Genomic DNA, 18,945 nt, shown 5'->3' on the forward strand with positions numbered 1-18,945 from the left:
CAGGACCTGAATCGCTATATCCGGATGAAACTGGAATCCGATCAGGTGCTGTCTGATGTATGGATACGCGGGGAAATTTCTAACTTTACGCATCATTCGAGTGGTCACATGTATTTTACGCTCAAGGATGAGGGGAGCCGCATACGTTCGATTATGTTTGCAACTCATAATAGACGGCTCCCTTTCGTACCGAAAGAAGGTACGCGTGTTATCGCCCGGGGAAACGTATCCGTGTATGAACGGGATGGTCAATATCAATTTTATGCGACTCAAATGCAGCCTGACGGTATAGGCAGCCTTTATCTGGCTTATGAACAACTCAAACAAAAGCTTGATGCAGAAGGGCTGTTTGATACCACTCGCAAACGGAATCTCCCTGCTCACCCTGCGACCATTGGCGTAATTACGTCACCGACCGGAGCGGCTGTGCGTGATATTATCACGACACTTCAACGGCGATACCCGCAGGCTGGAATCGTGTTGTATCCAGTTCTTGTGCAAGGAAAAGGTGCTGCCCCCTCGATCGTTAAGGCAATTGAAGCCATGAATCGTATGCAGGAGGTTCAGGTGATGATCGTCGGACGGGGTGGTGGCTCCTTAGAAGAACTGTGGGCCTTTAATGAGGAAGCGGTTGCGCGTGCCATTTACGCATCGGTCATTCCTGTGATTTCGGCCGTTGGACACGAAACGGATTTTACCATTGCCGATTTTGTGGCTGACTTACGCGCAGCGACGCCGACCGCAGCAGCTGAGCTGGCTGTGCCTCATCAGGGAGAGCTTCGGGATCAGCTGCTTCAGCGGGAGCAGCGGTTGCGTAATGCCCTTAGGCAGCGGTTGGAAGCCAGTCGTGAACGCTTGATGAGGCTTCGGCGTTCGCCAGTGTTGCTGCATCCGCGCCGCTACATGCTCCAGCATGCAGAGCGGATGGACATGCTGCATCAGCGTCTGATCCGCGCAGCGGCTAACCGTTCACGCTTAAACGCAGAGAAAAACGCGCGTATGCGTCAGGTACTAGAGCGGTTTAATCCGCGTGAACAAATTCGTTCGGCGCGCAAGCAGACGGATATGGCACAACGTCAGCTGGAGTCTGCGATGCGTGCGATCACAAAAACGGGGCGGCAGCAGCTTCATACCGGAATTCGTCAGCTGGATGCGCTGAGTCCGCTCAAAGTCATGGCCCGAGGCTACAGCTTGGTATACGATGAGCAGGAGAAACGGCTAATCAAGTCGCTCAAAGATGTACAACCGGGAGATTCTATCAAGATAAAAGTGAGTGACGGACAGTTAGACTGTCAAGTATGGGGAATGAAGGAGGACGCGAAGCACGGTGGCGAATGAAGCGGAATTGAATTTTGAAGCGGCCATGGCCGCTCTTGAAGAAATTGTCGGACAACTGGAGCATGGAGACGTTCCTCTGGAGCAAGCCATTGATTTGTTCCAGCGGGGGATGAAGCTGTCTCAGCTTTGCAGTCAGAAGCTGGAACAGGTCGAACGTAAAATTGAAATGATCGTGGAAGAGGATGGAGATTTGCGCAAGAAGCCTTTCGGCGGTGGATTGGATGAAAACGGCGGTGAAGGGCTTGAATAGACTGTCGTTCAAGGAATATTTGACTGTGACGGCGGATGCAGTTTCGTCTGCATTGACCGAGCAGTTTCCGGCGCATTGGGACATTCCAGATGTTCTTCGAGAATCTATGAACTATTCACTGACCGCAGGCGGTAAACGGCTGCGGCCTCTGCTTGTGATCGCCGCTGCGGAAGCATTTGGTGGAAGCAGGGAAACGGCGTTGCCAGTAGCATGTGCGGTAGAAATGGTACATACGTATTCCCTCATTCACGATGACTTGCCGGCGATGGATGATGATGATTATCGGCGAGGAAAGCTGACGAATCATAAGGTATACGGCGAGGCGGTTGCTGTTCTTGCGGGCGATGCTTTGCTGACCCATGCATTTTATAGCATCGTGCAGGCGGGTCGTCGTCACGGGGTTTCTTCCGACGCGCTATTGTCCATAGTTGAGGATTTATCCGAAATGAGCGGTGCCAGAGGCATGGTAGGTGGACAGGTCGCAGATATGTCGGGCGAGCAGGGAATGACGGGGATCGAGGAACTAGAATATATCCACCTTCACAAAACGGCTGATTTGATCATTTTCTCACTCTTGGCAGGTGGACGGATTGGTGGGGCAGACAAGAGTCAACTAGAGGCACTTCGCCGCTTTGGACGAGATCTGGGCTTGGCCTTTCAAATTCAGGACGATATATTGGATCTCATAGGCGATGAAAGCAAAATGGGGAAAAAAACGCAGAGTGATGTTGAACAGGAGAAGGTTACCTATCCGTATTTCATTGGTATGGACGCATCTCTACGACAAGTGGAGGAACTCACAGCATCTGCCAAAAAAGTGATTGCAGAAGGTGGTATTCCCGATTATTCACGCTTGCTGGAGATAGCGGATTACCTGATGAAGCGTGATCATTAGTAGCGTTAGAACTGGTTTGACTTGTCTGCGTTTAAGCACAGTCCAAAAGTGTGATATAATACTTGTTAACTTTACACACAAACTTGAAGGAAAGCGGGGAGATATGCGTGCTGCTTCCACACATAAAGCAACCAGGCGATCTGAAATCACTGTCGGTTGAGGAGTTGGCTTCTCTAGCCGAGGAAATCAGGAGCTTTTTGATTGAGAAGCTGTCCGTGACTGGGGGGCATCTGGCATCGAATCTGGGAGTGGTTGAGCTCACGATCGCCCTGCATTATTGCTATAACAGTCCAAAGGACAAGATGATTTATGACGTTGGGCACCAAGCCTACGTGCACAAAATATTGACAGGGCGAATGGATCGTTTTGATACACTTCGTCAGCGTGATGGACTTTGTGGTTTTGTAAAAAGAAGCGAGAGCGAGCATGATGTTTGGGAAGCTGGACATAGCAGCACTTCCCTTTCGGCTGCAATGGGGATGGCCTTGGCACGTGATTTGAAGGGCGAGGACAATAAAGTTATTGCAATGATCGGAGACGGCGCGTTGACTGGGGGCATGGCCTTCGAAGCATTAAACCATATTGGTCATGAACGTAAAAATTTAATGGTCATTCTGAATGATAATGAAATGTCCATCGCCCCGAATGTAGGAGCCATGCATAATTATTTGAGCAAAATTCGCTCGGACCGTCACTATTTGCGGGCAAAGGATGAGCTGGAAGTTTTGCTAAAAAAAATACCCGCTATAGGCGGTAAACTTGCCAAATCGGCTGGCCGCGTCAAGGACAGTCTTAAATATATGATGGTTCCAGGTGTGCTGTTTGAAGAGCTGGGATTTACGTATCTTGGTCCGGTGGACGGACATGATTTGTCCAAGCTAATTGAGACTTTTCAGCAGGCTGATAACGTGACCGGCCCTGTATTAGTGCATGTCGTAACCACCAAGGGTAAAGGCTATAAGCCTGCGGAGGCCGATTCACACAAGTGGCACGGCATCAGTCCATACAAAATTGAATCAGGTCAGGTACTCAAAGCTGTAGGCAATCCGATGTATACGGAAATTTTCGGTAGAACGCTGATTGAGCTGGCTGAACAGGATGAGCGCATCATTGCGGTCACCCCTGCAATGCCTGGTGGATCAGGACTAGTACCTTTTAGTAAAGAGTTTCCTACACGTATGATCGACGTCGGCATTGCTGAGCAGCATGCTGCAACCATGTGTGCAGCGTTAGCAATGGAAGGGATGAAGCCGATATTTGCGGTGTATTCCACTTTTATGCAGCGTGCATATGACCAAATTGTGCACGATATTTGTCGTCATAATGCCAACGTGATGTTCGCGATTGATCGTGCTGGTTTTGTTGGTGCTGACGGTGAAACTCATCATGGCGTGTTTGATGTAGCATTTTTGCGTCATATCCCGAATCTTGTGCTTATGATGCCAAAGGATGAAAATGAGCTCCGCCATATGATGAAAACAGCACTTGACTACGAAGACGGTCCAATTGCTTATCGTTACCCACGTGTTAATGTGGTTGGCGTGCCGTTGGATAAAGAATTGCGGGTTATTCCTATCGGCAGTTGGGAGCTTCTGCGTAAAGGTGAGGGCTTCGCTGTAATCGCTTCAGGACCGATGCTCCAAGTGGCGACAGAGGCTGCGGAGGCGATGAAACGTGAGGGTATGCAAGTGGGCGTTGTAAATGCTCGCTTCCTCAAGCCTTTGGATGAGGAGATGTTGCGTGAGCTGGCCCGCCAGCATACGAAGCTGATCGTATTGGAAGAAGCTTCTGAAGCAGGAAGTTTGGGTAGTGCTGTACTGGAATTTTACGCCAAAGAAGAAATACAAGATGCACAGGTGCGGTTAATGGGGATTCCCGATCTGTTTGTGGAGCACGGCTCCATCAAAGAGCAACGCGCTGAAGTGGGACTTACCGTTGAAGCTGTGTGCTTAAAGCTGCGTAAGTGGTCCGCTGAGCCAGCATATGGCATGGGGCAATCTGTATAGGATAACTTAAAGTAAACAACATGATTTTATAAAAAGTATGACAAGAGCAGCCTGGCTGCCTAAAGGGAGATTAACATGTCTGTTCCGAAGGAACGCATTGATGTATTGCTTGTAGAACAAGGTTTTTTTGAAAGCCGCGAAAAAGCTAAAGCCGCGATCATGGCAGGTTTAGTGTTGGCGGACAGTGAACGGATCGAGAAAGCGGGAATGAAGGTACCACGTTCCAGTGAGCTTAAAGTTAAAGGTTCGGTGCATCCGTATGTAAGCCGTGGAGGGTTGAAGCTCGAAAAGGCCATCCGTCAATTCGAGCTGGATATGAAGGGCAGGACGATGCTAGATATCGGTTCATCAACCGGAGGTTTTACGGATTGTGCGCTTCAACATGGAGCTCAGTACGTGTATGCCATTGACGTGGGGTATAATCAGCTGGATTGGTCACTTCGTAATGATGAGCGTGTATGCGTTATGGAGAAAACGAATTTCAGATATATGACACCTGCGGATTTGAGTGGTCCTGTGCCTAATTTCGCAAGTATTGATGTTTCTTTTATTTCGTTACGAATTATTTTGCCGCCATTGCTTGCATTGCTGCATCAACCTGCTGATATTGTAGCTCTAATCAAGCCTCAATTCGAAGCTGGTCGCGAAAAGGTTGGGAAATCTGGCGTGGTTCGAGAACCTGCTACGCATAAAGAAGTGTTGCAGACCATCTTGATGTTTGCACATGAGCTTGGACTTACGTTGCAAGGCTTGGCCTTTTCCCCGATTACAGGCGGCGAAGGAAATATTGAATTTTTAGCGCATTGGCGTTTGGATGGGCTCCCGGCCGCAGAATCGCAGCTGGAGAAGATGGATTACAGTCCACTGATTGAACGAACTGTTCAGGAAGCAGGTCAGACTTTTAATAATGGCCCATCGCGTAAGTGACATTCAGGGGTTCTCCATGAGTTCTGTGAACTTAAGAGAACCTCTTTTTGGTGTGAGGGATTGCTTGTAGAACTCACGTTCGCCTATAATGGATGTACAGATGAAAAGGAATTTTGCGTCATGTCCTAGAATATGTCCATGAGGTGATCGGTTCATGGACACGCGATACGATACGGTTATCATCACTGTGATCGGGGTGATATTAGGGATATGGGCTTTTTATAGCCTGCGTGCCTGGTTAAAGGAGCCGGGACCGCTTGTGCTAAAAACGATACCGATTAATGAGGATTTGAACGAAGGACCTGCTGTGGACCAACTGGAGGAAGCAGGATATGAGGTGGTGGGCGGGAAAATGAAAATACCGCTTGCTTTTAAAGTGAATGGACATACCGTGTATAGCCGTTTGTTTATTGACTACGTAGCTGTACGTAACGGTTCGACATATATGGTCAAAACGTCACGCCGCAAGAAACCTATGGAGTGGAACGGTCCTGATTTACGGGACAGGCTTATGCCTTATTTGCTGCTCTATCCGGGTTGTGCGGGGGTATTGTACGTTGATACGGACGAGAAAAGTATTCGCCTTATTACATTAGTGGAAGACCTCGAAGAAGAGGAATATGAAGGTTAATCCATAGGAGGATTATATGAAGGGTCAACGACATATTAAAATCAGGGAAATTATTTCACAACATGAGATTGAAACGCAGGATGATCTAGTTGAAGCATTGCGTGAGGCTGGTTTTCAGGTCACCCAGGCCACTGTATCCCGGGATATCAAAGAACTGCTGCTCATAAAGGTCCCAATGGACGACGGCAGATATAAATATTCGATGCCTTCAGATCAGCGTTACAATCCGACGCAGAAACTGAAACGTACATTGGTTGACAACTTTTTGCATATTGACTACACAACCAATCTGATTGTGATGAAGTGCCTGCCAGGAACAGCTAACTCGATTGCTGCTTTATTAGATAATATTGAATGGTCTGAAGTCATGGGTACGATTAGCGGGGATGACACCATTTTGATTATTTGCCGATCGGAAGAAAACAGTGAAACTATCGTGAATCGTCTTATGGGCTACATTTCCTAATTATAAAGGCTACGCATATTAGGCGTTTTAATTTGTACATCATAGAGGTGAAAGAACGATGCTGGTCACTTTGTCTATACGGAATTTGGCAGTCGTAGAGGCTGTCGATGTTCATTTTTATAAAGGATTTCATGTATTGAGCGGGGAAACTGGTGCTGGTAAATCCATTATTATTGACGCACTTGGGCTGATTGCGGGCGGCAGGGGCTCTGCTGATCTTGTGCGTTACGGTTGTGATAAAGCAGAAATGGAGGCCTTGTTTGAACTGCCGGTCAAACATCCCGTTTGGAGTACGTTGGAGGAACAAGGGATTAAGGCTAACCCAGAAGAGCATTTACTGATTCGTCGAGAACTTACGGTTCAAGGGAAAAGTTCATCTCGAATTAACGGTCAGATGGTTAATTTAACGATGTTGCGTGAGGTAGGTGAGCAACTCGTTAATATTCATGGGCAGCATGAGCATCAAAGCTTGCTGCGTGCAGATCGACATCTGGCGCTGCTGGATACGTTCGGTGATTCAGTCATCGGTCCAGTCAAAGCGCTTTACAGGGAGCGCTACAATGCTTTTGTCAAAGCGGAAAAAGAAGTAAGGGAATTGCAAAGCTCCAGTCAAAAGGCTTATCAGCTATTGGACATGTATCGTTTCCAATTGGAAGAGATCGCTGCGGCAGAATTAAAATTGGGTGAAGATGAATTATTGGCAGAGGAACGGGTCAAGCTATCCCATAGTGAGAAAATGATGGATGGAATATCAGGAGCATATGAGCTGTTAAGTGGCAGAGGCGGGCTGGATACGGTCAATAACGTGTTGTCCAGATTAAATGATGTTCAGAGCTATGATAGTAAAAGTCTTCAGCCCATTGCGGAGCAGATTCAGTCTGCTTTCTATCAGTTGGAGGATGCAGCGTTTCAATTACGTTCTTATCGTGAGGATATTGAATTTAATCCGGGCAAGCTGCATGAGGTGGAGCAACGTTTGAATCAAATTACCGGACTACAGCGAAAATATGGTGATAGTATAGAACAGATTTTGGAATACTATAGCCGTATTGAGCAGGAAACCGATCTGTTGGAAAATAAAGATGAGCGGCTGGAGCAGCTCATTGCAAAGCGGGATGAGTTGCTTTCGGATTTGCTGGAGATTGCTGAAGAGCTTACAGAAGCGCGTGAAATTTGTGCCGAAGAGCTTGCAGAGCAAGTAGAGCAGGAATTAAAAGATCTTCAAATGGAAAGAACGTCACTCAAGGTACGCATTGATCCAATTGAAGATCCACGGGGATATGAATATAAGGGTCTAAAGGTACGACCTACCAAGCAAGGGATAGATAATGCGGAATTTCTGATTTCGCCCAATCCAGGTGAGCCACTTCGCCCACTCGGTAAAATCGCTTCTGGTGGTGAGTTATCACGTATTATGTTGGCAATGAAAAGTATTTTTGCGCGTCATGATCAAATACCGGTGCTCATTTTTGACGAGGTGGATACCGGGGTAAGTGGTCGTGCAGCTCAGTCTATAGCCGAGAAGCTGTATCGTTTGTCTTCCGTTTGTCAGGTGTTTTCCATTACTCATTTGCCGCAGGTGGCGTGTATGGCAGATCATCAGTACCTGATTGAAAAAAATGTGCATGACGGACGAACCATGACTCAAATTGAGGGACTAACGGAGGAAGGTCGGGTCAAGGAATTGGCACGGATGCTGGGCGGCGTAGAAATTACCGAGAAAACATTGCATCACGCACAGGAAATGCTGAATTTGGCGGAAGGAAAGAAAGCCTGAAAAGAGCGGCTGGCGTAATGATTAACAGTTATAAAAGCCTGGGGGCAAGGTTACCTTATAGGTACGCAATTGGCGACCACCTTTACTCGTCAAGCGAAAGAAGCAAAGGGAGCGTGACAGCCATTGAATTTTTTCTCCAGGATCAAATTGCTCGGTCTTTTGCTTGTTTTTCTTATGTGTTCTCTCGGTAACGCTCAGCATGTGCAAGCAGCGCTGCCTCTACAAGCTTCTTTGGATTTGTTCGGCTCTAAAAGCATGAAAACAACCCAGGAAAGCGTGGTTCCCGATTTGAAAGTATACCCAGGGGGCCAGACGATCGGGGTCAAAGTAAAATCTTCAGGAGTGCTTGTCGTTGGTCACCATATCATTCAGGAAAGCAATGATCGTAAGGTGTCACCTGGTGAGACAGCTGGTATTCGTCTAGGGGACCGTATTACACACATGAACGGCAAACCCCTCAATAGTCTCGCCAGGGTAGCGGAAGCCGTGGACGAGGCAGGTAAAAACAAAAAGCCGCTTGACATCACGCTTTGTCGAGGCGAACAGACGATCTCCACCAAGTTAACCCCAGCATATGATCAAGAGGATAAAGCGTGGCGGCTCGGGTTATATATTAGAGACTCGGCTGCAGGCGTAGGTACATTAACGTTTTATGCACCGGATCAGGGGGTTTACGGGGCCTTGGGTCATGTAATTACTGATATGAATACTCAAACTCCCATTGTCGTGGGCAGCGGAGAGATTGTGCAATCCAATGTGACGTCAATTGCGAAAAGCCAGAGTGGGGAACCCGGAGAGAAACGTGCTCATTTTCTCAAGGATCATCGGATCTTAGGAAATATTGAACGAAATACGAACTTTGGAATATTTGGGAAAATGTCAGATGAGCCGCAAAATGGATTGTATTCGACGCCCATTCCGGTGGGACTTGCGAATGAAGTAAAAGAAGGACCAGCAGAAATTTTGACTGTACTGGAAGGTCAACAAATTCAGCGTTTTCAGGCAGAAATTGTACACATTTCTCAGCAGGATAAACCAGCAACCAAAGGGCTTGTGATTCGGGTTGTAGATCCAAAGCTATTAGATAAGACCGGCGGAATCGTGCAAGGGATGAGTGGGAGTCCGATTATCCAAAATGGTAAGCTGATCGGAGCTGTAACGCATGTATTTGTTAATGATCCTAAATCAGGTTACGGATGTTTTATCGAATGGATGTTGCGTGACGCAGGAATCATGCATAATAAACTGAGCTTGAAGTCATCCTCTAATCTTAAGGCGAGCTAGTGGCCTTAAGATTTTTTTGTCGAAAAGGAGAGGAATAACTCAGATTTGCAAGATAAAAATTCAATTATAATTGAATTTATAAAAAAAATAAATAAAAATAATTTTCGACAGAAGGAATTCATAATTCGATGTCGAAATCATATACTCCGACAAGAAATATTTATTTAATGCAAACAGATGTCCCAATGGAATAACACTCACTAAGGAGGAAGTACATTGCAAAAAATTGAGGTATTGTTGGCTGATGACAACCGGGAATTTACGAATTTGCTTGCTGAATATATTTCCGATCAGGAGGATATGGAAGTTACAGGAATCGCCTTCAATGGTGAAGAAGTACTCCAACGCATCGCAGAATCCCGCAACATACCTGATGTACTTATTTTAGATATTATTATGCCTCATCTGGATGGTCTCGGTGTATTGGAGCGTTTGAGAGAAATGAACCTGACTCCACAACCGAAAATCATTATGCTGACTGCATTCGGTCAAGAAAATATTACACAAAGGGCCGTTCAACTCGGGGCATCTTATTATATTTTGAAGCCGTTTGATATGGAAGTGCTTGCGAACCGTATACGCCAATTGGTAGGACCGCAATTAGTCAGCAACAGTCCGGTAACCGTTTCATCTATGCGGTCCAACGTTGTGCCTATGGGTAAGACGAAAAACCTGGATGCCAGCATCACGGCTATCATCCATGAGATTGGTGTACCAGCTCACATCAAGGGTTATCAATATCTACGCGAAGCCATTACGATGGTGTACAATAATATCGAAATTTTGGGAGCCATCACCAAAACCCTATATCCGGCAATTGCCGAAAAGTTCAAAACGACGGCATCCCGCGTAGAACGCGCCATTCGTCATGCTATTGAGGTAGCATGGACCCGTGGAAATATCGACAGCATCTCTCACCTGTTCGGCTACACTATTAATATCAGCAAGTCCAAACCAACGAACTCAGAATTTATAGCGATGGTCGCAGACAAATTGCGGATTGAGAATAAGGTGTCCTGAAAGGATCAGGATGATTAATGGATACCGCTTGTTTATTGGTTCATCCAGACCGATAAATAAGCGGTATTTTTTTACGAACAATTTTGAATTTTAACCTAACAATCTATTTGCCTCTACCTGTACTGCTGTCTGCTACCCTTAAACTAAGTCTCTAACACTAAGGAGGGCTTTAATTCTAGTGGATATACGCTACTCCATATAGGAGAAGGGGGCAAAGAAGTTTAGCGACGAATCATTCTTGATTGGTATGCCTGATTAGAAATATAATTAAAGCAAACTTTCAAATGAGGTGAATCGGATGTCTTTCCATATTGTTCGAAGTATTTAGTTTCCGGGCTGGAAAAAAACGCGTGCCAGCTGTTAAGGGGGAAGTCTACCCTGTTGACTACAAAACTAAAATTTTGAATAAATTCGGTTTGCCATTCTGTAGTTTATTATCTTATTTGAAGGTGGATAAAAATGAAATCAATTGAATATAAAGAGTTTTATGATAAGGTTGGAAAAACCAACGGATGGGATTTCAGTAATGTGAAATATATCTCTGAAGGAGTAAAATGGGACTTCTACAATGAAGTATCAAAGACGTGTGAGAAGTCGGACATATTGCTTGATATCGGCACGGGTGGTGGGGAAGCTATTTTAGCAATGGCGAATTCTGCATTACTTTTAGTCGGGATTGACCAATCTACTGGAATGATTGAAACGGCAACAAAGAACTCTATCAAATCTGATATAGCGAATGTTCGTTTTCTACAGATGGATGCTGAAAATCTGAATTTTCCCAGGGAATTCTTTAATGTAGTCTCTTCTCGACATTCGTGCTTCTGTGCAAAAGAAATAGTTAAGGTGTTAGTTAAGGGTGGTATATTTTTAACACAGCAAGTAAGCGAAAATGACAAATTAAACATTAAAGAAGCGTTTGGAAGAGGGCAGGCATTGGGTAATAAGAAAGATTCGTTGAAAACTCAATGTATTACAGAACTAAATGAAGCGGGCTTTAACGACATTCAGTCATTCGAATTTAATGCAACCGAATATTATCAGACTCCTGCAGACTTAGTTTTCCTTTTAAAACACACTCCCATTATTCCTGACTTTGGACAAAAACAAATGGATTTTGAAATACTCCAACAATTCATTCTGGACAACCAAACTCCAAAAGGAATTAGGACAAATGCAGAACGATTTATGATTATAGCTAGGAAGTAAAACATAAAGGGATACCCGCTTTGGGATATCTCTTTTTTGCTTGCAATGCTTTAACGGATGAATTGGATGGACGAAAAATAATACTCTCACGCGGTTTATAAAATAAGCGTCAATCATTATATAACGATCACGAAGAGAAATTTTCCTTTTGTAAACAGTTCTGAAATTCTCTTTAATTTTGATATAAACAATGTGTCGATTCTTGTCGATATAATATCTATTATAAAGAGAACAAGGAGCGAATATATGAAATTTAACATTCGAACAAAATTGTTATTGGGTTTCCTTGCGGTAATAATCCTGTTGGTTGTGATTAGTACAGTATCGATCTCGCGAATGAAAAAGTTAGGCGATACTTCAATGGAAATTGATAGCCATTGGATGCCAAGTGTGACCATCCTCGGAACACTAAATGGTGATATATCTGATGTAGAGCGGCTCTCATTAAACATTATTGTAGAACGTGACACGGAGGAAATGGAGAAGGTTCAGGCCGAATATGATAAGGTTTTAAAGAAAGTTGAAGAAGGCCGAAAAACATACGAAAAATTAATTGCTACTCCTAAGGAACGTGAAATGTATGAACAATTCTCCAAAACTTATACGGAGTATTTGACTAAGTTACCAGAAATGATTGCAGCAGGGAGAGCTAATGATTACACTCAATCAAGCATCCTTCACCAAGAATCCTATAAGTTATGGTATAGTTCAAACGATATGATCAGTCAGCTCATTAAGTTGAATGCAGATGGATCAAAACTGATTACGAAAGAAGCTGTTGACAACTTTATTTCAGGCAGACAATTAGTTATCGTTTTGAGTATTGCAGCCGTTATACTAGCATTGATCATGGCGATCATTATAGCCCAAATTATTTCTAAGCCTATTTTGCGCATCAGTCGTGCTGCTGAAAGCATTGCGTCCGGTGACCTTACTGGGGAAGCTATTGTCGTGAAGGGCAAGGATGAGATTAGCACGCTGACGCATTCCTTTAATACTATGGTTGAAAACCTTCGTCAACTGATTCAGTCTGTAAGTAATACGACTGAGTTGGTTACCACTTCCTCGGAAGAATTGACGGCCAGCGCAGAGCAAAATAGCCAAGCAACTGCACAAATCACCGAAACAGTGCAAGAAGTAGCTACAGGGACGGGCGATCAAGTAGATATGGTGACCAAGTCATCCCAGGCTATTGAGGAAATGTCCATTGGTGTGGAACAAATTGCAATCCGTGCGCAAAATGTTTTTGCATCAGCTCAGGATGCAGCTCACAAATCAGCTGAAGGCAATCAGTTGATCCAGCAGGCTGTTGTCCAGATGAATAGCGTGAATGACTCTATGAATAGCTTGGCTGATCTTATGGCTGGATTGGGAGAGCGTTCAGATGAAATTGGGAAGATTATTGATGTCATCACCAATATTTCAAGTCAGACCAATCTTCTTGCCCTGAACGCTGCCATTGAAGCAGCCCGCGCAGGAGACCACGGTAGCGGCTTTGCTGTAGTTGCAGGTGAAGTGCGTAAGCTGGCTGAACAATCGGCTCATTCTGCTCAACAAATTACGGAGCTGGTGGGATTAATACAGAAGGACACCTCGCATGCTATTGAGGCGGTAGCATCCAATGGGCGAGATGTCATGACAGGTCGGGAAGTCGTGCAAAATGCAGGTGCATCCTTTGAGCTTATTCAGGAAACTGTTAATAAAGTGGCCAGTGAAATTGAAGAGGTCTCTGCTGGATCGGAGCAAATGTCTGCAAGTACCGATGAGATTGTTGGCTTTGTTAAACAAATTTCAGCGATTGCTGAAGAGGCTGCAGCCGGGACACAGCACGTATCTGCCGCGACTCAAGAACAACTGGCATCGATGGAGGAAATTGCTTCCTCTGCAAGAAATCTGTCCAAAATGGCAGAAGACCTACAAGGACAAATTGGTAAATTCAAGGTATAAATCGTATACCGTCTCTATATCTCAGGGGAAAAAGCCGCTCTATTGTGAGGGGCTTTTTTCCTATTCATTTTTAATTAATATATTGCGATTTTATCGTGGAGATATGCAGAGTCTGTAATTGGAAAGATATGATATAATGATGGGAAATTCTTTGAGTTGGAGTGATATCATGGACAATAAGACTGAACTTAAAGCAAGTGACCTGCGTCAGTTAGCGATAGACAAAATCATAGCTGTACCATTTTTGAATGATTTTAAATATCTGAAAAGCAGAAAAGTTTTGAAAAAAGAAAACAAGGAATTTATATTTGAAATTTGTTTTGGCGCGACCAAATATAGTGCATTAAAAGTTTACATTAACGTGGAATCTAAAAGTATAAAAAAGAAGTATAGTACAGGGGCTTGTTTTCACAGTGAGTTGATCGCTTTAACCAAGAAATATACAGGCAACAGGGATTATCTTGTGTCCACAGAAGCAGAAAGAGAACGAGTGATCCAAGAGATTACTGAAGATATCTACACTTTTGCGCTGCCCTTTTTCAAGCGATTTGAACATGTAGAAACACTAGCAGAACAAGTACATAAGTCAGGCTTTTTACCACATCGCAAACGTTTTGATAAATTTAATCCGTTGACGAAAAGATTCATTGATTTTTATTATCAAGGGGAGTAATTTAGCCATCTGAGACATTTTTGTGCTCATTATCGGGAAGTAGATAAGCATTATGATAAGGAGCACGATGTCCATAGAGTGGATATTATCGTTTTTCAAAAGGATGATGTACAATTTGTAAAAAGGCTCAAACTACTCCTCTGCATAACATGTTTTACCTAACATGATCAATGTCTCGTTAAGAGGCGAGTCGGATGTTTCACTGGAGGGTAGATTTTTACATGGGTAGCAATCGAATGACCAACATAGAGGCTGTATACACGGATATATACAATCATATGTTATAGGCTAAGTCATCGTATTGAACGGGCTAGTGGTATGGATGCAAAAGATTCTAAAGCAAAGGCGGGGATGAGAGCATGTGGAATAGTCTAACTTGGGTGATCGTCGGCGTGTTGTTAGTGGCGTTGGGTTGGATTGTTATGGCATGGCGTGGACGTAGCAGCAATAAACAAGCGAATGAACATCGGGGCAATAATGTCATTGAATTTCGTCCTCGTAAGCCTGCCCGACAATCCCGCACCGCAAATGAAATGAAGTCTAAAATGTCTTCTGGGACACGCACAAATACAAAAGTGGCAGATATTAAGACTCAAGCTGGGTTTGGACTGTCTGACTCAATCCAGAGCACAGGCAAGCAAAAATGCTCCTTTTGTAAAAAAGAAGAAAAATTAACCTTTTATGCTGATGATAATGGTTCGCTATATGGAGTATGTAAAGAGTGTAAGCATAAGGCGGAAAGACAGGATATGCTGCCACTTTAGTCTATGCAAACTATTGAGGACCATCATTAAAGAATTCTTATAATTCATAAAAACTCCCAACCATATGTAAATAAATTGGTTAGGAGTTTTTTGTTAGTATTTTGCTATATTTACTACATTGTTAGCGAAGTTGCCTGTCAATCAATTCCTCTAGCGCATCAGCTATATGATCTGGTCCATAGGATAGTTCTTCCCTGCTTAAGCTCAACCAGGCATGACGCTCATCCATATCGAAGGCAGTCTCAAGCCAACCGGACAAGCCTCTGCCTCTACGATCTACTTCTACAAGCACATGTACTCCCTCGGGTTCCAACTGCATAATCAGCTCTAGCTCCTCGATATCCCGTGCATACTCCGAGCCAGGCGTAAACTCAAACTCCTGCACAAATGGAACACCGCGTCCAAGCTTGGGGTGACGTTCGCAGGTGGAGGAACGGAATCGGAAGCCTAACAGGTGAACCGCCTCAAACACCGTACTCATATAAGGATGCGGCTCGATTTTAAGTGAATCACGATCGGTCGGGTCCAAAGCCATGCCAATATCCAATGCTGTTTCCAGCCAGACAGGCTGTTTGGCATGAGTAACAGGGGTTTCCAAAGGCAATCTGAAGGAAAAGGGGATTTCAAGCTCCTGTCCTTGCTTTAGATGAAAGCCATCAGATACCTTGATCCGCGCAATGCAGCAGGTGGTGACGGTTTTTTTATCATCGTGCTCTACGATATATTCAGTCTTGAGCTCAATATCAATTTTGCCGATTTCCTGATCAATTTTACCGCCCTTGATACGTATGATGCCGCTAAGTTCTTCTCCAGGCACATATACAGTTTGATCCACTAACGTATCGACTTTGGCTGAACCGATTCCTGCACTTGCTAAGATCTTGTTAAAGAAACTCATCATTCCGTCCCCCCGATAATCTTATGGTTATGGTAAACACACGAAAACTAAAAACCTGTACAGCTTAACCGGATATACGGGGAAATAGCTTAAACCGTTCCAAAAAAATGCAAGAAAAAAGTAATGGAAAACAAGTAGGCGCATGGAGTTTGCTGACCCATGTAGCTTACTAATCGCAGTTCACTTTATGGGGAGGTATAAAACATTTACGACAACGAGGCTCATAAGCCTCAGAGTCACCGATCATCACGATAGGTCCTACAGTGGAAGGTTTCCCATTGACCATACGCTGTGTAAATACTGCTTCCGAACTGCCGCATACAGCGCAGAAGGAAGTCAGCTTTTCGATGTCATCCGCCATAGCGAGCAGACCACCGACATAGCCAAACTCCTTGCCTCGGTAATCCAGATTCAGCCCATCGGCAATGACATGCTTTCCGCAATAAGCTAACTCTTGTATGAGCGACATAATATGTCGACTGAAAAACTGGACTTCGTCAAAGGCAACCACATCGGCATCTTTCGTTTCTTGCAAAATATGCTGAACGAGCTCATCCGTAAGTTTTCTTGGAATAGAGATAGCGGGTAGCCGATATCCGATCCGACTTACAATTTCGTCCTCGGCATAACGGTTATCTTCAGCTGGTTTGTAAGCGACCACCTTGCGATGCCCGTATTGGATTAGTTTCTGACAACGGCGAATTAATTCGCCGGATTTTTCACTGAACATGGGGCCTGTAATTATCGTAATTCGTCCTGTAGGCAAAGCGAATTCCCCTCTCTTAACATGTACATTACGCTGTAAATCTTCATCTCCGAAAGAAAACGCCATTATAGATTACCATAACGAGCCACATACAGACTAGAGAAAATATATTGTTTTTCGACATGTTTTTGTATGTCTATTCTTAAAACGTAAATGTGGGTCGTCATTGCTCTGCCGCCGCGGGCATGATATGGTGAAGCGTAGTGGAATGAAGGGAAGAGTGGAAGGCATGGACGAAAAAAACACGGATTATAGTGCCAAAAGAAGAGCATTACTGGAACAAGGACTGATCAGCCCGCAAGCTCTGGAGCTAATCATTGAGCTGGAGACAGAGCTAGATCTTCTGAACAAGCAAAATGAATCGTTCCGCAAGGCGTTACGAGCCAAATCAGCACAAAGTCCAAGAATGTCTACCAAATTACGAGATGCGCTGTATGAATGATATGGAGAGATATCTAGATTAGGTAGATGATTTGCAGCCTATGCCTAAACGCTATATTTTGTACAGTGAAATAAAGAGAGTACAATAAGCTATATATAATCAATGTTAATGGAGGAGAAACATGACTATACATTGTGATGTTGCTATTTTGGGTGGAGGAACCGGAGGATATGTAGCAGCAATTCGCGCAGCTCAGCTCGGCAAGGAAGTGGTTATCATCGAAAAGGACAAGCTTGGCGGAACCTGTCTGCACCGAGGTTGTATACCAAGCAAGGCTTTGCTGCGCAGTGCGGAAGTATATGCAACGATTAAAGAAAGTGCGCAATATGGTATCGAGACATCGGGAGCACAGCTTGTATTTCCCAAGGTTCAGGAACGTAAGGAAGCCGTTGTGGAGCAGTTACACCAGGGCGTTCAATTTTTGATGCGTAAAAATAAAATTACGGTGCTGAGCGGTAAGGGACGCGTGATTGGACCGTCTATATTTTCTCCTAAAAGCGGAGCAGTGGCTGTGGAGCTAGAAGATGGTGAGATGGAGACGATTGTTCCTGCACATCTCATTATTGCAACAGGATCACGTCCGCGTGTGCTGCCTGGATTAGAGCCAGATGGCGAATTTATTCTGAGCAGTGACGAAGCATTGACTATGGAGAAGCTGCCAGCATCTCTGATTATCGTGGGTGGTGGGGTCATTGGCGTGGAATGGGCTTCCATGCTGAATGATTTTGGCGTGGAGGTTACAGTGGTTGAGGCCGCAAATCGACTTATTCCTACGGAGGACGAGGACGTTTCGCGTGAAATGCAGCGCTTGTTAACCAAGCGTGGTGTCAAGGTGCTGACGGGGGCACAAGTGTTGGCCGAAACCTATGGCAAGGATGAGGAAGGCGTACAGATTGACGTGCAAAAAGGAGAAGAAACCGAAACTCTCAGTGCTTCCAAACTGCTCATTTCTGTAGGTCGTCAGGCGAATGTGGAAAATATTGGGCTGGAAAATACAGATATCCGCGTGGAGCGTGGGTTTATCTCGGTTAATGAGCATTTGCAGACAAATGAGCCACATATCTACGCCATCGGGGATTGCATCGGCGGCTTACAACTGGCCCATGCAGCAAGTCATGAAGGTTTGCAGGCAGTTCATCATTTGGCGGGCGAAGAGTTTCACAGCGTACCCAACTATATGATTCCGCGGTGTATTTACACACGTCCTGAAGCCGCAAGCGTCGGCTTGACGGAGCAAGAAGCCCGTGAACGTGGACACCAGGTGAAAACAGGGAAGTTCCCTTTCCAAGCGATCGGGAAATCGCTAGTATACGGTAGTCGGGACGGCTTCGTTAAAGTGGTGGCGGACCAGACAACTAATGATATTCTCGGTGTACATATGATCGGTACGCATGTAACGGATCTGATCAGCGAGGCCGCTCTTGCGCAATTGCTGGATGCTACGCCGTGGGAAGTCGGACAGCTTATTCATCCGCATCCAACGTTGTCGGAGATTTTAGGAGAAGCGATGCTGGCCGTTGATGGACAAGCGATAGGCATATAAACGTTTCAAATAAATCGGTACTTTTCTTTTTGGGGCGAAAAGGATTATAATGGGGTTAGTCAGAGTTTAGTACCAGGTTTTAAGACAAGATGGTACTAGGTGCTGAAAG

General features: G+C 44.8%; 18 protein-coding genes. 16 read left to right on the forward strand and 2 right to left on the reverse strand.

Annotated elements, in window-relative coordinates:
- Positions 1-24: 24 nt before the first annotated feature.
- The 14 genes from xseA to G9G57_RS09345 all read left to right on the forward strand — a co-directional run bounded on the left by xseA (position 25) and on the right by G9G57_RS09345 (position 15,187).
- The gene (xseA, locus tag G9G57_RS09280) at positions 25-1,338 is read left to right on the forward strand and encodes an exodeoxyribonuclease VII large subunit (protein WP_049800037.1); all 1,314 of its coding nucleotides are present in this window, start codon (positions 25-27) and stop codon (positions 1,336-1,338) included.
- Positions 1,328-1,588, forward strand: coding sequence for an exodeoxyribonuclease VII small subunit (gene xseB / locus G9G57_RS09285; RefSeq protein WP_013371773.1), 261 nt, complete (start codon positions 1,328-1,330; stop codon positions 1,586-1,588). Before xseA ends, xseB begins: the two co-directional genes overlap by 11 nt.
- Entirely contained in the window at positions 1,560-2,483 is a 924-nt protein-coding gene (locus tag G9G57_RS09290; protein ID WP_017427502.1) for a polyprenyl synthetase family protein, read from the forward strand. Before xseB ends, G9G57_RS09290 begins: the two co-directional genes overlap by 29 nt.
- A 107-nt stretch (positions 2,484-2,590) precedes the next feature.
- Positions 2,591-4,489, forward strand: a complete 1,899-nt coding sequence (dxs, locus tag G9G57_RS09295; RefSeq protein WP_038978033.1) for a 1-deoxy-D-xylulose-5-phosphate synthase — start codon at positions 2,591-2,593, stop codon at positions 4,487-4,489.
- Positions 4,490-4,564: 75 nt separating this feature from the next.
- On the forward strand, positions 4,565-5,416 hold the full coding sequence (locus G9G57_RS09300) for a TlyA family RNA methyltransferase (RefSeq protein ID WP_016822283.1): 852 nt from the start codon (positions 4,565-4,567) through the stop codon (positions 5,414-5,416).
- Positions 5,417-5,570: 154 nt separating this feature from the next.
- The gene (locus G9G57_RS09305; protein WP_016822282.1) at positions 5,571-6,047 is read left to right on the forward strand and encodes a hypothetical protein; all 477 of its coding nucleotides are present in this window, start codon (positions 5,571-5,573) and stop codon (positions 6,045-6,047) included.
- A 16-nt stretch (positions 6,048-6,063) separates the two neighbouring features.
- Positions 6,064-6,513 (forward strand): transcriptional regulator AhrC/ArgR, encoded by a 450-nt coding sequence (gene ahrC / locus G9G57_RS09310; protein ID WP_013371768.1) that lies wholly within the window; start codon positions 6,064-6,066, stop codon positions 6,511-6,513.
- A 58-nt stretch (positions 6,514-6,571) separates the two neighbouring features.
- Entirely contained in the window at positions 6,572-8,290 is a 1,719-nt protein-coding gene (gene recN, locus G9G57_RS09315) for a DNA repair protein RecN (protein WP_017427503.1), read from the forward strand.
- 123 nt (positions 8,291-8,413) lie between these two features.
- Positions 8,414-9,574 (forward strand): SpoIVB peptidase, encoded by a 1,161-nt coding sequence (gene spoIVB, locus G9G57_RS09320; protein ID WP_164964871.1) that lies wholly within the window; start codon positions 8,414-8,416, stop codon positions 9,572-9,574.
- A gap of 216 nt (positions 9,575-9,790) precedes the next feature.
- On the forward strand, positions 9,791-10,594 hold the full coding sequence (spo0A, locus tag G9G57_RS09325) for a sporulation transcription factor Spo0A (protein WP_013371763.1): 804 nt from the start codon (positions 9,791-9,793) through the stop codon (positions 10,592-10,594).
- A 459-nt stretch (positions 10,595-11,053) separates the two neighbouring features.
- Positions 11,054-11,803, forward strand: a complete 750-nt coding sequence (locus G9G57_RS09330; RefSeq protein ID WP_017427504.1) for a class I SAM-dependent methyltransferase — start codon at positions 11,054-11,056, stop codon at positions 11,801-11,803.
- Positions 11,804-12,049: 246 nt separating this feature from the next.
- Positions 12,050-13,750 carry a methyl-accepting chemotaxis protein gene (locus G9G57_RS09335; protein WP_164964872.1) on the forward strand — a complete coding sequence of 567 codons (1,701 nt, stop codon included), beginning with the start codon at positions 12,050-12,052 and terminating at the stop codon, positions 13,748-13,750.
- 169 nt (positions 13,751-13,919) lie between these two features.
- Complete coding sequence (locus tag G9G57_RS09340) at positions 13,920-14,423, forward strand: hypothetical protein (protein WP_016822277.1); 504 nt, start codon at positions 13,920-13,922, stop codon at positions 14,421-14,423.
- A 359-nt stretch (positions 14,424-14,782) separates the two neighbouring features.
- Positions 14,783-15,187, forward strand: coding sequence for a hypothetical protein (locus G9G57_RS09345; RefSeq protein WP_045244451.1), 405 nt, complete (start codon positions 14,783-14,785; stop codon positions 15,185-15,187).
- Between the two features lie 121 nt (positions 15,188-15,308).
- Here the strand turns inward: G9G57_RS09345 and G9G57_RS09350 are convergent, their stop codons facing one another.
- Complete coding sequence (locus G9G57_RS09350; protein ID WP_031461691.1) at positions 15,309-16,085, reverse strand: sporulation protein; 777 nt, start codon at positions 16,083-16,085, stop codon at positions 15,309-15,311.
- A gap of 169 nt (positions 16,086-16,254) precedes the next feature.
- Complete coding sequence (locus G9G57_RS09355; protein WP_026065459.1) at positions 16,255-16,851, reverse strand: thymidine kinase; 597 nt, start codon at positions 16,849-16,851, stop codon at positions 16,255-16,257.
- Between the two features lie 208 nt (positions 16,852-17,059).
- Between G9G57_RS09355 and G9G57_RS09360 the strand changes: the two genes are divergently transcribed.
- Positions 17,060-17,293: a hypothetical protein gene (locus G9G57_RS09360; RefSeq protein ID WP_017427510.1), complete on the forward strand. Its 234-nt coding sequence runs from the start codon at positions 17,060-17,062 to the stop codon at positions 17,291-17,293.
- Between the two features lie 121 nt (positions 17,294-17,414).
- On the forward strand, positions 17,415-18,836 hold the full coding sequence (gene lpdA / locus G9G57_RS09365; protein WP_016822272.1) for a dihydrolipoyl dehydrogenase: 1,422 nt from the start codon (positions 17,415-17,417) through the stop codon (positions 18,834-18,836).
- Positions 18,837-18,945 lie beyond the last annotated feature (109 nt).

Origin of the sequence: Paenibacillus sp. EKM211P, from assembly GCF_011066175.1 — a bacterium.
GTDB classification, from domain to species: domain Bacteria; phylum Bacillota; class Bacilli; order Paenibacillales; family Paenibacillaceae; genus Paenibacillus; species Paenibacillus polymyxa.